Below are 15,117 nucleotides of genomic sequence, written 5' to 3' on the forward strand. Positions count from 1 at the left end.
GCGGTGGACGGCCCGCGCCAGGCGGACGGCATGCCGGGCCGGCACCGATTCCGGTGCCGGCCCGGGCCCTTCGTCATGGGTGATCCATGCGTACCAGGGCCCGGCGGTGGCCGAGGACGTCTCGGAGGTGCGCACGGCGCGCGCTGGCGGGACGGCATCGGCTGAAGGCCTCGCGGGGGGGCTGCACTCTGCTGTCCTGACGGGCGCCGCGTGGGCTGCTGTGGTTCCCCCCTGTCCCGTGCTGGCGGTCGCCGTCGGCCGGATGCCGGGCGTTCCTGTCGCCTGGGTTCACCATGTGGGAAGCATGATGTGTTTCCCATCTCCCGCCGGGCAAAGAGGCCGACGCCGGGACGCGCGCATTTTTCCGGGAAAGTTCGAGTGGATGTAACATTTCCACTTCGCCGTCGAATTTTTGCGGCACGCACATCGCAAAACGGGGGAACATTCGTCTTCAAAAATTTCGCCGAACTTTTTCGGCATCCTCAACTTTTCAGCGGGCGCGAAACGAAATGCTACCGTCATTCGCGCGGTGAAAATTGGGAACCATTTGGTGTGCGCCGTGAGGATTCACCATTGGTGATACGGTGACGTTGTCGCTCCTCATAACGATGCGGGGCTCGCGCCGTCGTCTTATCGGCCGACACGAGCCCCGCCCTTCGATGGTGCGGCGAGGTGGGCCCGCCCCCTACGGCGGGCCTGCCGCTGCTTCTGCGGGGCTAGCGGTCCCCTTGGTGCAAGCGCAGTGCGTTGTAGACCAGGTAGCACGCCGCTCCCGCGAGCTTCACCACGTCGGTGAAGCGCTGCAGTAGCGTCCTCGGCGGCACCGGGTCCTTCTCGGACCCCGTACCGGTCTTGCCCATCGTTATCCACCCCCTTTCGAACGGTTATGCGCACGCCGGATAGGCATGCGCGCCATTAAGGGGCGCACCGAACGTTACACGAAAAGAGCTTGAAGGCGCGCCTTCCTCTGAGCGGGTGGCTGCGGTAGGTCGTTGTAATGAAATGGCGGTGCGCCGCATTAGGGAGCGGGGAGAGGTCCAAAAAGGGCGCTGCCGCTTTCTGCAGCGTCACTGAGGGTTTTCAGCAGTGCCGCTCCAGGGTGAGGACGGCCTTGGTGATTGACGTCATGCGATTTGGGCTGCATCGGGCTCTGCGGAAGATTCGCCAGGATTTCAGGCGGGCGATTCCTCGTTCGACGGGTACGCGGGCGGCGGACAAGGCCCGGTTGACCGTCTGCTCGGTCGGGGTGAGTTCGCCCTGGGGCGGCCGGCGTTTGGGGGTGGTGACCCACTCGCCCGCGCCGATGTAGGCCATGTCGGCGAGGACGGGGACGCCCTGGCGCCCGCAGATTCTGATGATCTTGTGGGTGCGGGCGGCGGTCAGGTCGTGCGTCCGGCCGGGCAGGGCGGGTGAGAGCCACAGCGTGCGACCGGCCGGATCCGCGATGACCTGCACGTTCACGCCGTGCCGCTTGTGCTTCGTCGAATAGTCCGCGCGTCCGTCGCCGACCCGGTCGCACTCGGCGAGCGTGCCGTCCAGGAGAACGTAGTCGGGGTCTGTCTCGCGTAGGACCTTCAGCAGGCCCGGCGCTTTGGCGGCCAGGTGCTCGACGACCGTGGTGACGTAGGCGTGGGCGGTGCCGACGGAAATACGGAAACCCGCGGCGAGTTGAGCCAGGGGGTCGTGCCGGCGCAGGTATGCCAGAGCGATCACCGCACGCTCGGACGGCCGGAGTTTGCAGCGTCGGTCACCCTCACGGGTGACGATCAGCATCGTCACCCACTCCACGAGTGCGTGCGGCAGGTCGAGTGCGGCAGGATACGGGATCAACAGGGCTCCTGAGCTGGAGAGTTGAGACCTAGACATCTCTCTTAACGGCACGGGAGCCCTGTCCGTTGCCTACGGTCCCGCCGTCACCCGTCCGGGGGCCACCCTGAAAACCCTCACTGCTTAGCCGGGGCCGGAAGGGCAGGGGCCGGAAGAATCAGCAGGTGATTCCGGTGGTGCCGTGCAGGATGCGACTTCCTGGGGCCGGGCGGGGCGGCGCGCCTGCGGTGCGGGGGTGATGCGGCTGCGGCGCAAAGGACCGTTCATCCGCGCGGGTGTCTCTTGCGACGTCAGTTCGGCAGATGGCTGTGTCCCGTGCGGCTCGCGGCGGGCCGGAGACAGGCCGTCGGCACGACGTGGGTGTCATGGGTGCACGGCAGGCAGGCACGGACTGGTTGGCCGGCCGGTTCACGGCCGGCCCGCACGCGTGAGGGGTGTCGGGGCCGAAGGGCAGCACCGGTTCCCGGTGGCAGGCCGGGCGGACGCCGGTGGGCCTGGCCTGCGTGCCGGGGCGGGCGGTGCGCCGGGGCGCGGTTCAGACGCTGGCGGGTGCGCAGTCGATCGCCCGCAGCAGGTCGAGCTGGTCCGCGGCGAGGCCCTCTCCGGGATCGCGCAGCCACTGCCGGTAGGTGCGGGTGTCGCCGGGCTGGGCGAGGTGCTCGCCCCGGTCGTACCGTGCCCTGGCCTGCTGGTAGTGGCGCTGCCAGGGCAGCGGCCACGGCGGGTTCCACCAGGGGTCGATCTCGAAGAGGGCGTCCAGGAGCTCGGTGAACCCTTTCTGGTCCTCGCTGTCGGCGGCTGCCTGCTGCTCCAGCCTGGCGGCGCGCTGGCGCAGGTTGGCCAGGTCGCGGCCGAACTTGCGGCCGTCGGGGGTGGTGTAGCCGGAGGAGACGGCGAGTCCGCCGTGTTCGCGGGCGCACTCGCGGGCGTAGGCGATCAGCATCTGCCGGTTCTCGCTGCGGGGCTCCCAGACCATGCCGGTCTCGTCGAGGAAGTCGATCTGCCAGTCCTTGAGCTCGCCGTTGCGGCGGGCGGCTCGCTGGGCGTCCAGCCAGGCGGGCAGTTCCAGAAAGCGCGGGTCGGTGCCCTGGCCGGGCAGGGTGCGCGGCGGGGACAGGTGGCCGTGTTCGTTGAAGAAGTCGGCGGCGGCGGCTGCGCCGATCGCCCAGTCGGCGGTGATGGAGGAGGGCCGGGTGACGTGGAGCCGGATGACCTGGGCGACTTCGCGGGGGGTCAGGGCGATGCCGTCGGGGCCGATGATCTCCGGGGTGCCGGGGCCGTCGCCGAAGGGCGGCGTCGGCGACTGCTGCTGGGGCAGGTCCACGACTGGTCCCGTGTGCTCCTGTTCGCCCGCGCTGCCGCCGGCCGGGGCGTTCGCGGCTGGCGGGGCGGGGCGCTGCTCGCCGAGCTGGGTGGTGGGCAGCCGGTCGCTGATGCGGCGGTCGTGGGCGCGCAGGGCGAGCAGGATGTCGTAGAGGGGCTTGTAGTAGCGGTAGTTGAGCAGGTCGCCCGGGTCCTCGCCGGGGGCGAGGTAGAGGGGGACCAGCAGGGTGGCCTTGGAGCCGTCGGGGCGGGGGCGCAGGGCGCGGCCGAGGGCCTGGACGATGCCGACGACGTCGGCGCGGGGGGCGGCGAAGCAGACGTCGACGGAGGTGGAGTCCCAGCCTTCGCCGAGGATGCGGACGTTGGAGACGAGCGTGAGGGCGCTGGGGCGGCCGTCGTCGGTGAGCGGCTGGGGGTGGTTGAGGTTGTCGAGGATCGCCACGCGGTCGGGGTGGTCCATGTGGACGGTGTCGGCGCGCAGGGTGGCGGGGACGAGGGGGACTTCCGCTTCGTCGTGCGGGCCGGGGGCCGTTTCGCCGTGCAGGGCGGCGGCGGTCTGCAGGAAGGTGTCGGTGAGGGCCTGGGCGTCCTTGATGCGCTGGTGGAAGCTGATCCACTTGCCGGCGCCGGTGCCGGGGTAGCGGGCGGCGGTCTTCAGCAGCGCGGTGGACAGGCTGACCAGTGCGGGGGTGTCCTGGAAGGTGGCGTTGCGGGTGCGGCGCAGCTCGTGCTGCAGGCCGGGGTGTTCGACGACCATCATGACGATGCGGTAGTCGCACACCAGTTTGGCGGTGATGGCCTCGCTCAGTTCCATCCGGTAGACGACGGGGCCGTAGATGTCGGGGTCGTCCATGGATACGGCCAGGCTCGGGCCGCCGGTGCCGGGGCGGAGGGCTTCTGTGTAGGCGGGGTCGCTCTCCCAGATGCGGGGGGTGGCGGTGTAGTAGAGGCGGCGGCGGGCGGGGACCTTGTCGTCGTCGTGGACGGCGGCCCAGGCCTTGTTGATGCTGCCCGAGGTGCGGTGGGCTTCGTCGGCGATCAGCAGGTCCCAGGGGGGCAGGGCGCGGGCGGCGTGCGCGGCGAGCAGGGCGCCTTGCTTGTCGTCGCCGTCGGCGAGGGAGGCGTAGGTGGCAAAGACGGTGTAGTGGTCGAGGCCTGCCAGGAGGGCGGCGAGCTCGGCCGGGTCGGTGGTCTGGGGGATGCCGAGGGCGTCGAGGTCGGCGCGGGGGCTGCACACGGCGAGGAGGTGCCCGTGGTGGTCGTTCTGTTCTTTCCACACCTTCGCGCTCTGGGCGAGCAGGTCGAGGGTGGGGACCATGACGACGGTGCGGCGGACGTGCCCGCTGTGGGCGAGGTGTTCGGCGGTGCGGGCGGCCACCAGGGTCTTGCCGCAGCCGCAGGGCATCACGATCGTGGCGCGGCCGCCGCCGGCGATGGCGGTGACGCTCGCGTTGAGGGCGGTGCGCTGATCGCGGCGCAGGGTGTGGCGGGCGGGGCGGCGTGTCATGGGCGGTGGTCCTCGAGGACAGAGGGGCGGGCGGGTCAGAGCTCGAATTTGATGGCGACGACGTCGCGCACGGTGACGTCCATGCCGGTGCCGCGCAGGCCGAAGTAGGCTTCGGCGACCGCCTGTCCGGCGATCTCCAGGGCGCGGGTCTCGTTGCCCGCGTCACGGGCCGCGAGGAGACGTTCGGTCTCCGAGGGGGTGAGGTCCTCGTCCAGGCGGCGCTCGCGGCCGTCGTCGCTGCTGCCCGCGGAGGGGCTGTAGAAGGTGAAGGTGGCGGTCAGGTAGGTGCGCAGGCCGCGGCGGCGCATCTCGTCGTCGGCTCTGCGGGCCAGCCGGGAGCGGAAGCGGGCGGCGACGGCGTCCTGGAGGCGGGCGGCGAAGTCGGCGGGCGGGTTGCGGCGCTGGCCGCGCAGGTAGCGGCGCACCGTCTCGGGGTGGACGCCGAGCAGGGCGGCGACGCGGGCGGTGCTGCGTCCCAGGCGGCGGTGGAGGAAGGCGACCTGGGCGCGGGGGCTTTGGGGCATGCCGCGCTGCGGGGCCGCCGCGAGGCGGTCCCGCTCGAGGTGGTGGACGTCCCACAGGGCGTCCAGTACGGGGGTGGTGTCCATCACTTGCCGTCCAGGACGCTGTCGGTGCGGCCGTCCTTGGCACGGCTCGCCGGGTTCTTGTTGAGGGCGGTCACCTGCAGGTACCAGTCCATGGACTGCACGCCTTCCAGCTTCACGTGGCCGGGGTTGGGGCCGACGGCGAAGCCGCCCTTGTGGCCGGTCAGCCACAGGATGTCCGGGATGGGGGAGGCGAAGACGATGGCGTCGGTGTTGACGGCCAGGGGGCGGGCGCCGGTGGCCTTGAACGTGTTGATGATCTTGCGGTTCATGACGGCGCGGTAGCGGGCGAGGATCGCGGCCCGGTGGTCGGGGCGCCAGTCCGGGCGGTCCAGGGTCTTCCAGCGGGCGTGCTGTCCGGCAGCCCGGCGGCCGTAGTCCTGCGGGCCCTGCTGGTACTTGCCGATCGCGCCCTTGACAGTCTGCTTGATCGCTTTGAGGACCAGCAAGTCGGTGGCATGCGTGGCGCGGAAGTCGGGGTCGTCCATCTTCGCCATGGCGTCGAGGAACTCGCTGGGTGACAGTGGGCTGCCGTCATCGTGGGTGACCGCGCCCAAGGCGGTCATGGTCTGCATGTAGCCGTCGTTGATGTGCTCGTACCAGGGCTTGAGGTAGGGGCCCGCGCCGAAGGCGGGGACCGGTCCGGCCGCGCGGCGCCGCTCGTCGTAGCGGTCGGGGTGGGGGGAGATGCCCAGCGCCTTGGCCTGCTCCGCAGTGGGCCGCACATAGGCTTCCATCGGCTGAGGTGTGTGGCCGAGTTCGACGGCCAGGGCCACGGTGTGGGTCTGGTACCAGGCCGGTCCGCTCGGGCGGGTGCCGTCGGGGGTGAACGGGCTGGGCAGCAGAGGGTCGGTCTGGACACCGGAGAGGTCCGCCAGCCAGGAGCCGACAAGCTTCTTGTCGAAGGGTGCCCGCGGCAGGTGGTAGGGCGCGCAGGTGCCCATGGGGGTGCCGTTGCAGGCCGCGAAGAAGGCCATCATGGTGTCCAGGCACACGACGTAGGGCAGGCCGCGTTCCTCCTCGGTGGGCAGCCGCCACCACTGCAGGGCCTCTTCCTGCAGGAACTGGGCCGGGTCCTTGGGATCGCGGCCGGCGGCCAGCGGATGGTCCTTGGTCGCCTCCGGGGGCGCCGGGTCCACGGCGAGGTGGAGAGAGCCCTCGAGCCACTTCGAGCGGACCTTCTTGGTCTCCTCCTCACGCCAGGCGCGGGTGGCCGGGCGCAGCGCGCTCATCAGTTCCTGTCCCGTCGCGGCCGTGGAGCTGACCGGCGTCATGATGCGCTCGCTGTAGACGCGCAGGAAGTCGACCACTTCAGCCGTCGTGGAGACGGGCAGCCTGGTCTCCCTGTCGATGGGCAGCGGCCAGCCGCCGCTGGTCAGCGCGCCCCAGGGCAGGACGGCCAGCTGGACCGAGCGGCGGCCGCGCTCGATGCGCTGGAAGACGCGGACCCAGGCGGAGAACCAGGGCTTGTTCCCGCGCTGCGGCATCTCCCAGCCGTGAGCGGTCAGGTCGGCGATGATCGGGTGGTCGACGGGCAGGGCACGGTCCTCACCCGTGCGCTCGGGCAGCCCCAGCGCACGGGCGGCCTCGGCGGTGAGGACGATCAGCGGGTCGCCGTCACGGCCGCTGGGATGCAGCCGGGGTGTGCCGAAGGGCCGGTCGGCGGCCCAGGCCACCAGTTCCCGGACGGTGGTCGCCGGGCACGGGATCATTTTCCCGCTGGTCAGGTGCGCCCGGCGGCGGCCGTCGATGACCGCGAACGGGCCATAATCGAAGCCCTTCCCGGCCCGTTCGTCGTCCGGGACCGGCTCTTGCTCGGGTACCGGCTGCTCGTCGGCCGGGGCAAGGTCCTGGGCGGCTGGTTCGTCTGCCGCCGGGGTGCCCGCGGCGGTGTCCGCGGCGGTGGCGCGGGCGGTGGCCGCAGCGGCGTCGGTGACGGCCGCCGGCCAGGCGCCGGGCCGCCGCTGCTGCTGGGCGGGGCTGCCGGGCTGATCGGCCGGCTGCTGGGCCTCCTGCGCGTCCTCATCGAGTGCTGCGGTGGGGCCGGGTGTGCCCGCAACGTCCTGCGTGTCCGGGTGAGCCGGGGCGGAGTCGGCGACGCGGGGCGCTGCCCGGGTGAGCGAGCTGGTGTCCTCGCGCAGGAGCCGCTGGGCGATGTGGTCGGGCAGGGGCAAAAACCGTGCCCGGGGGATGTCGGGTTCCAGGGCTACCGACGTCAGGCGGCCCATCCCGCGTTCGGCGACGTCGATCCGGGCCGCCTGGCCCATACGCGTCAAAGTCAGGGTGACGTCGGCGTCCAGCGCGGCCAGCAGGTCCGCGTCGTCGCTGTCGACGACCGCGAGTACCGGCACCTGGGCCTGACGCGCCAGATGTGCCAGATCGCGCGCAGCTTCTTCCAGTGCGACTCCCGACAGGGGAAGACGCGCGTCCGCCGCACGCTGCAGCCGGTCCACGACCACCAGCGTGAGCGGCTTGGACCAGCTGTCGTCCAGGGCCACCTCGCTGATCACGGACGCGTCCAGCCCGGAACCGGCGTCGATGAACAGCGTGTCCCCGTGCTCGCGTACCGCCGTCTCGGCCAGCCGTGCGGCGGCCGCCTCCGGGTCGGGCAGAGTGCCCGCACGCCACTGGTGGTAGCTCACCCCCGCGTGGGAGGCCACCAGCCGGGCCACCACGTCCGCCTGCCCGAGGCCGGAGGCGGCGTACAGGACGCCGCCTCGTTCCTCGACCAGCGCCGTCTGCCGCGCGGCCGCCACCGCGAGCAGGCTGGCGCCCACACCCGGATTGCCCGCGATCAGAGTCAGTCGGCTGGCGCTGATCCCGCGCACCGCGGCGTCCAGGGCGGGTAGCCCAAACGACAGGCGTGCAGCAAAGGGCTGGGCGCTCAGGGCATCGCTCGCTGCCACCAGCCGTCTTTGGCCGGACGCCGGCGGTGCCGACGGCGTCGGCGTCTGGCTCTGGCCGGGGCCGGGCAGCATGACGGCTACGGGATGGCCGTAGCGGGTCAGGACCTGGGGCACACCCTGGGCGGCGTCCCTCACCAACTCCCCCAGCTTGGTCCGGGCCGCGCTCACCGGCGTCTCCACCACCGCGGGCCGCTGCCCGGCCGCCGCCTCCAGCCAGGCGAGGGGGGCAAGAACCGCCGCCGCTTCGTCCTCGTGCGTCAGAACGACGGCGCTCCCCTCCTTGGCCTCGGCCACCAGCTCAGACCACTCACCGCGCGCCTTGTGCACGCCCACCGTCCGGCCGGCGGACACGTTACTGAGCACATTTACCGTCTTAGCGGCAGCCATGCCGCCTCCATCCTGACGTTTCGTAATGGTGACGCAGCAAGAATCGTAATGCACGAGAGTGCTGGAGTGCCAACTCGCTTTATCAGCAAGTATGATGAGCCGGAAGCAGGGGGTCTTCCAGTTTTGTAATGGGTACGGAGGGAAGCGAGGAAGCCCTGGTCCGGCAGGCCGCCGGCCACAGCGTCTTCCGCGTCCTGGGCGCACGACGCGGAAGACGCTCGGCAGGCTGTGGCTGTACGGCCTGGACACCGCCCGCGCCCTGGCACCCCACGGCAACCGTCGATGCCAGCTCCGTCAGGCCGGGCCGCTGCCCGCCGAGCACGCTGCTGAACAACGCCTTCGGCGGCCGCCTCCCTCCTTCATCCACCATGCCGACGAGGTCCTCCCGGCGGCGCGGTCTGCTGTCCGAAGCAGATGCGACGATGGGCTCAAGGGGCAGCAGGCGTTACCTCATCACGAAGGTCCTGGGGGGCATATGACTGAGGCGATCCGGATGGAACAGCTGCGGGAGCTCGTCAAGCAGGAGCTCGTGCGCAAGACGACGGGAAGCACGTTGCCTGGGGTGTGTCAGCGGCTGGGCATGAGCCTGCTTGACGAGACGGGGCATCTCAACGGTTACAGCAAGGGGCAGTACGTACGGGAAAGGCTGGAGAGCGTCGGTGACCGGGAGCTGCCGGATCTTGCCCGGCGGGTAGTGGCCCAACTGGGCAGTGACGAGCTTGAGGCAGTGCTTGCGCGGATGGGTCCGCGAGGAGCGTCGGGCGAGTTCCGGAACCTGATTTTCGCGGGCATCGGACCGAAGCCGAGGATCGTGTACCCCGATGCGGTCGGCAATCATCTGCGCCTCGAGGAGAACGCGGAGTTCTGGTTGCTGTACGACCAGCCTCTGACCTTTGAAGGACTGACGTGGGGGCATCTGCTCGACTGGTGGCGCAGTACGGAGCCAGCCGTGAGCGGGCTGGATGACGCCCGGGCGAGCAGCCATCTCTACCGGAGGCTGAAGCAGTCGCTTGATGAGAAGTCACCGCCTGAGCACACCTTCTTCGCCGCGTATGCGCGCCGCTTGGCCGGGCCCGGGGGGACGGACCTGCCCGCGATGCTGCCGCAGGTGCATCTGCATTACGACCCGTACACCAAGGCGATGCGCGGTGACCGGCCGGGGAGACTGACCCGCGAGCGGATGGACTTCTTGATGCTGCTGCCGAACGGTGTGCGAGTAGTGCTGGAAGTCGATGGCGTGCATCACTACAGCGAGGACGGCAGGCCGTCACCTCGGGTGTATGCGGACATGGTCCGCGAGGACCGCGCCCTTCGACTTGCCGGTTACGAGGTGTACCGCTTCGGCGGGTACGAGCTGATGCAGGCCGGGGCAGAGGCCCTGGTCGACCGGTTTTTCGACGAGTTCTTCGCAGGGTTCGACTGAAGTTCGCCGCAGACCGGCCCGTGCGGCATCGTCATCCTGCGGCGCGACGCTGCCCATGATGAGATCGCCCCCGCACCGTGAACACTGCGGCAGCCGATCGGCGAACCTGAGCATCGCCACAGCCGCACCCCCTCGCTCTACGTGGTCTTCTCACCCAAGCAAGCCCCGCCGAGCTGCGCAGTCAACCGCTTCGCCGAGCAGCTGACCGGTCAGGCGGGACGCAGCGAGCGGAGCCGGTCGTCGATGTCGTACACCATCAAGCGCAGCGCGCGGGCCTGGGCGGCGCTGCGGGTGCGGCCGAGTGCACACCCGTCCACGACGCGGATTTTCGCGAGCCGGCCCCGTCGCCTGCGGCCGGGTGCCTCAGCGACCGGCGCGGCGGTCGTAGACCGCGAGCGTCAGCGTCTTGACCGCTGTCCGGGCGTGTTCGACGTCCCGCCCCTCCTCGATGGCCTCCAGCGCCGTTGCTGTCGTCCTCCTCAACGAGCCAGAACGGTGGGGGTGACCGACCGGAGGGTGCTCTCGCTGGGCGACTGGTGTCATCTGCGCTTGGCGTGCCGGAGCGGATGTACGCCCCGGGCCTCCTGGGCGGTTGGGAACGTCCTCAGCCGGGGCGTTCCCAACCGTCAGACCCTCAGTCCTGGGTGACGGTGAGCGTGCGCTGGTCGAGGTCGAGGTGGACAGTGCCCCCGTTTTGCTCACGGAGCTGGCGCCAAGCGGCGTAGCCGGTGAGGATGGCGTGCTCCCAGTCGGCGGCGCGGCAGATGCTGACCTCGAGGTGGGCCGTCATGTGGCCGATGGTGGCGAGGAGTTCGTGATCGATGTGTTTGATGTCGGCGAGGTAGCGGTGGCGGGCGGCGTAGGAGAAGACGAGGGCTGAGATGCCTTCTTCGATGGCGATGGCGCGGCCGCCGTCTTCGGCTTCGTCGGTGCGGGGGTCGCTTTTGCGTTTGCGGCGCAGTAAGAAGCGGGTGACGGGGGACCAGCCGAGGACGGTGGCGTGGGCGAGGTGGAAGATGTCGTGGAAGCGGTAGTCGTCTTCGACGTGGGAGGCGCTGGTGAGGGGGTCGCCGGCGGGGGTTCCGTCTTCCCGGGTGAGGATGACGACGGTGCGGCTGTCGTCGGTCTTGGTGGGCGTGAAGGTGAGTGTGGTCTGCCGGGGCAACTGTTCGTGGGCGGGGAAGCCTGCGTCGAAGGGGGCGTGCTCCTCGTGGGGGGTGGTGCGCCAGCGGTCCTTGGTCTTCTCCAGGTTGGCGGCGGCCACGTCGTCGAGGTCGAGTCCGAAGCGGTGGGTGAGAGCGGCGACATACCACAGGACGTCGCCGAGTTCTTCGCGTAACTGGTGCTTGCCCTGCTCGAAGGCCGGTCCGTCGCGCAGGAATTTCTTGTAGGCGGTGGTCAGGGATCCGACTTCGCCGGCGAGGCCGAGGAGGGGAACGAGGACGGGGTCGGTGCCCTCGGTGGGGGGCTGGAGGGTTTTGACGGCTGCTTCCTGGTAGCGATTGAAGTCCACACTCACACCTGTCTGTTCTTGGGACAGCCCCGTTGGCTTTCCCGACAGCTTGTCGTATGCTACGACAGCGTCGTTGGCAATACAGACGATTGGGGAGAGTTGTCGGACACAGACACACCGAGCATGGACGACATCACCTCGGTCGTCATCGACTTCCTCGCCGAGCACGAGGGCGTCTCGCCCGACGAGCTCCGTTCTGAACTGGAGCAGGACGGTCGGGAGTTACCCGTGGACTCGCTTCTGGTGGTCGAGATTCTCACGCGTATTGAGGAGCGTTACCACGTCGCCATTCCCGCAGACCGGGAAGCGGCCCAGGCCACCCGGTCGGTGCGGGCATTCGCCGCGGCGGTACTGGACGCCATCGTTGAAAGGCAGCAGTCATGACCCCTCCCCCGGACAACCGGGACCGTGACCCTGAGCTGGTCCGGCTCGGTGAACGGCTGAAGAAGACCCGCGACTACCTGAACATGTCCCAGCAGTTCGTCTCAGACTCCACAGGTATCCCCCGCTCGGCCATCAGCGACATCGAGCGCGGCGAGCGGCGGGTGGACAGCCTGGAGTTGAAAAAACTGGCGCGCCGGTACCGGCAGCCGGTCGCCTACTTCCTGGCCGAGGAGAAGGACGCCGACGCCGGCGAGTACTCGCTGGCCGGTCTGCCGCGGGCGCTGGCCCAGCTCACCGACGGGGATGCAAAGACCGTGCTGGAGTTCGCCGAGTACCTCACGCTGCGACGCGCGGCAGAACGCGAGGAACAGGACGCCGACGGCGGGAGTCCGACCGCGTGAACTGGGCCCTAGCACACCGGATTGCCTCGATCGCAGCCATTCAGGCACACCGCGACCTCAGCATCGATCGCACGCAGTACGTCCACGTGCACCGGGCGCTCGGGGCAGCGGACGTGATCGGGATGGCGCAACCGATGCCCCGGCTGTTCGGCGTGTACTTCTCCCCAGCCGACAAGGGACCGGCCGTGATGCTGAATGCCTCGCTGAACGCGGTCACTCAGCGGCACACGGCCGCACATGAGTTGGGGCATCACCGGCTGGGCCATCGCACTGCGGCGGATGAGGAGCTCGATCCCGCGCTGCGCTGGGGCAACGGCAACTGGCCCGAGGAGGAGAAGACGGCGGAGGCGTTCGCGGCGTGGTTTCTGATGCCTCTGCCAGCGGTGCGGGCGGCCCTGGGAAGGATCTGCGACGGCCGTCCGTCGTCTCCTGAGCATGTCTACCGGGTGGCGCGCGAGCTGGGTACGTCGTACGCCGGGACGGTACGCCACCTGGTGAACCTCCGGCTGCTGGATGCCGGCCGGGCCGGTCAGTGGGCCAAAATCCCCCCCGCCGGCCTGCGCAGCTCGCTGGCGGGCGGGGCCTCCCTGCCCGCCCAGGCCCAGGTGCACGTGGTCACGGCAGCCTCCGCGGAGCAGACCGTGTACGCCGACGCGGGTGATGTGCTGGTACTGCACCTGGAGAACGCTGTCTTCGACGTCCTGCCCAAGGGACTTGAGCCGTGGACCAGTGACGGCGCGACGCCCCTGGCGAGCGCCGTAGTGACCGCCGAACTCCCCCCGAGCGAGCAGGGCCTGGTCGAGGTCATTGTGCCCTCGCACAGCCGTGCGCTGCGGCTGACAGTGGTGCGCGAATCTCCGCGCGCCGGGGTCGACGAGACCTGGCCCGCCTGAGCGAAGGCCCCCAGGATCACACCGTATGTATCAGGAGGACTGATGCACACCTTCACCGTGACCGAACGCGACGTCACCCAGGCCTGGGTCGCCGCCTGCAACAAGCTGGACCGCAAGGACAATCCGGACCGGACCGGCCTGCACACGGTAGTGCGCATCGCCGATCCGACGAGCGACGACCCGGCGTTCCGCGCCGAACTGGACCGGCTGCGCACCGCTCGCGGGCTCTGGTCGCTGGAGACGGTGGCCAGCACGCTGTTTCCCGTAGCCCTGGCGGCACGGTGTGGAGGCCCAAGTGACCTCGCCGAACGCTACCGGCGGATGTATCCGGTACTCAAGCGGTACCCGGGCAACCGCCGCGGCACCTACTTCGGCCGCCTGGTGTCCTACCCCGCGGCGTCGAAGAACGGCGTCGACCAGCTCGGCACCGTCATCAGCCGACTGCGGGCCCAGGCAGCGGGCACCAAGATAGCCGCCGCGTACGAGATCGACCTGGCCGCAGCCGTGGACGCGGAGGAGGAGACCGGCGCGGACCTGCTGGTCCACACCGCCGGGAAGGACAACAGCTACATCGGCTTCCCCTGCCTGAGCCACATCTCCCTCCAGCTGGACCGCGACCGGCGGGTGCACGCCGCGGCCCTGTATCGCAGCCACTTCATGTTCGAGCGCGCCTACGGCAACTACCTCGGCCTGGGCCGCCTGCTGGCCTACATCGCCGAGCAGGCCGAGCTGGCCTGCGGGACCCTGACCGTGGTGGCCGGCCACGCCCGACTGGACGGCCCCGTCACCCAGCTGCGCCGCCTGCTGACCGGCACCAGTCGCCTAGCGGCATGACGGCAGCCGCGGCACGGCGGGCCAGGCGGCTTACGCGGCAACCTCAATGCCCGGGCGGGCCGTTGAGCTGCCACTTGGGTGGGAACCAGGCCGGCATCGCATCGGCCTGCTGCCGGTAGGTCTGCTTGATGCGGCTGCGGCCGCTGATCCCGGCGATGTGCGGGTGGGCGACCCGGGCATACTTGTCGACCTCGCAGAACAAGTTCTGGCAGTCGATCAACTGCAGCGGGCGCCCGCGCAGTCCCGCAAAGGAAAGACCCAGGCGGGCGAAGTGCTCGTCCTGGGTGTCGGCCATGTAGCGGATGACGTCCGCCTCGAGACCGTCGGCCGCCGGCCCGAAGCACTTGCGGATCCCGTCGCGCGCCCCGGGACCGGGGACGACGAAGTCCATCTCCGAAAACGTCATGTCGTCCGCGTAGTTGAGGTCGATCACGAACTGGTAGGCCAGGAACGGCCCGATCGCCGGGAAGCCCAGGAGAACCTGGTAGGCGCCCTGCAGCGTCGGTGCGGACAGCACGCGCTGCGGTGCGTCCACCTTCATCATCATCTCCAGCAGCCGCAGGTGGTTCTGGTGCTTGCGCTGCTCCCCGAGCTGCGGCGGGGGCACGATGTAGGCGGCCGAGTACAACCGCTGCCCTGCAGTGAAGGCCTGTGAGAGCACTCGGTTAAAGGCCCGGTAGTCGTAGGCGTCCCACCGCACCTCGCCCAGCGCGCCGTTCAGCAGCCGCCACGTCGAGGTCTTGTTGAAGATCTTGAACAGCAGAGTCCGGAAGAAGACTTCCTCCCATGCCTGGTCGCCCCGGTAGATCACGCTGCCGATCAGGTCCTGGCTGACCCGGTCGGCGGCCCTAAAGCAGTTGGTGAAGCGGTATCGCTGCAGGATCGGATCGTCCGTGAACGGCCCCGTTCCCCCGGCCAGTCGCGCCTCGTAGACCTTCTGGCGCGCCGCCGCGAAGCGCCAGTAGGTATCGAACACCGGCGTCACAGTCAGCGTGCGGCCTGCCACACGGATCTCCCTCACAGGGTCGCGGTCTAAGACCCCTTGCTCTGGACGCTCTTGCAGCACCGTCACCATGGGCTCAATATATATTCAATATAGATACAGTGTCAGCGA

The 15,117-nt window shown here is 69.8% G+C and carries 12 protein-coding genes; 5 read left to right on the forward strand and 7 right to left on the reverse strand.

From position 1 onward, the window contains the following. Positions 1–716: 716 nt before the first annotated feature. The 5 genes from PYS65_RS34175 to PYS65_RS34195 all read right to left on the reverse strand — a co-directional run bounded on the left by PYS65_RS34175 (position 717) and on the right by PYS65_RS34195 (position 8,531). Entirely contained in the window at positions 717–860 is a 144-nt protein-coding gene (locus PYS65_RS34175; RefSeq protein ID WP_279338194.1) for a hypothetical protein, read from the reverse strand. 220 nt (positions 861–1,080) lie between these two features. Next, complete coding sequence (locus tag PYS65_RS34180; RefSeq protein WP_279331645.1) at positions 1,081–1,830, reverse strand: transposase family protein; 750 nt, start codon at positions 1,828–1,830, stop codon at positions 1,081–1,083. A 532-nt stretch (positions 1,831–2,362) separates the two neighbouring features. Further along, complete coding sequence (locus tag PYS65_RS34185) at positions 2,363–4,657, reverse strand: DEAD/DEAH box helicase (protein WP_279338195.1); 2,295 nt, start codon at positions 4,655–4,657, stop codon at positions 2,363–2,365. A gap of 35 nt (positions 4,658–4,692) precedes the next feature. Beyond that, a complete protein-coding gene (gene tpg / locus PYS65_RS34190) occupies positions 4,693–5,265 on the reverse strand; it encodes a telomere-protecting terminal protein Tpg (protein WP_279338196.1) in 573 nt (190 codons plus the stop codon). Next, entirely contained in the window at positions 5,265–8,531 is a 3,267-nt protein-coding gene (locus PYS65_RS34195; RefSeq protein WP_279338197.1) for a DnaB-like helicase C-terminal domain-containing protein, read from the reverse strand. The genes tpg and PYS65_RS34195 overlap by 1 nt, the downstream gene beginning before the upstream one ends. A gap of 499 nt (positions 8,532–9,030) precedes the next feature. On the opposite strand from PYS65_RS34195, the gene PYS65_RS34200 reads away from it, so the two are divergent. Next, entirely contained in the window at positions 9,031–9,978 is a 948-nt protein-coding gene (locus tag PYS65_RS34200) for a hypothetical protein (protein ID WP_279338198.1), read from the forward strand. 634 nt (positions 9,979–10,612) lie between these two features. Here the strand turns inward: PYS65_RS34200 and PYS65_RS34205 are convergent. Beyond that, the gene (locus PYS65_RS34205) at positions 10,613–11,497 is read right to left on the reverse strand and encodes a MazG nucleotide pyrophosphohydrolase domain-containing protein (protein ID WP_279338199.1); all 885 of its coding nucleotides are present in this window, start codon (positions 11,495–11,497) and stop codon (positions 10,613–10,615) included. A 117-nt stretch (positions 11,498–11,614) separates the two neighbouring features. Between PYS65_RS34205 and PYS65_RS34210 the strand changes: the two genes are divergently transcribed. The 4 genes from PYS65_RS34210 to PYS65_RS34225 are packed head-to-tail and all read left to right on the forward strand — an operon-like array spanning position 11,615 to position 14,003. Further along, positions 11,615–11,875 (forward strand): acyl carrier protein, encoded by a 261-nt coding sequence (locus PYS65_RS34210; protein WP_279338200.1) that lies wholly within the window; start codon positions 11,615–11,617, stop codon positions 11,873–11,875. Further along, entirely contained in the window at positions 11,872–12,276 is a 405-nt protein-coding gene (locus PYS65_RS34215; protein WP_279338201.1) for a helix-turn-helix domain-containing protein, read from the forward strand. The genes PYS65_RS34210 and PYS65_RS34215 overlap by 4 nt, the downstream gene beginning before the upstream one ends. Next, complete coding sequence (locus tag PYS65_RS34220; protein WP_279338202.1) at positions 12,273–13,169, forward strand: ImmA/IrrE family metallo-endopeptidase; 897 nt, start codon at positions 12,273–12,275, stop codon at positions 13,167–13,169. The genes PYS65_RS34215 and PYS65_RS34220 overlap by 4 nt, the downstream gene beginning before the upstream one ends. A 42-nt stretch (positions 13,170–13,211) precedes the next feature. Then, positions 13,212–14,003: a thymidylate synthase family protein gene (locus tag PYS65_RS34225; protein ID WP_279338203.1), complete on the forward strand. Its 792-nt coding sequence runs from the start codon at positions 13,212–13,214 to the stop codon at positions 14,001–14,003. Positions 14,004–14,046: 43 nt separating this feature from the next. Here PYS65_RS34225 and PYS65_RS34230 read toward each other — a convergent pair whose 3' ends face one another. Beyond that, on the reverse strand, positions 14,047–15,078 hold the full coding sequence (locus PYS65_RS34230; RefSeq protein ID WP_279338204.1) for a nucleotide kinase domain-containing protein: 1,032 nt from the start codon (positions 15,076–15,078) through the stop codon (positions 14,047–14,049). Between the last annotated feature and the right edge of the window lie 39 nt (positions 15,079–15,117).

Source organism: Streptomyces cathayae (assembly GCF_029760955.1).
GTDB classification, from domain to species: Bacteria; Actinomycetota; Actinomycetes; order Streptomycetales; family Streptomycetaceae; genus Streptomyces; species Streptomyces cathayae.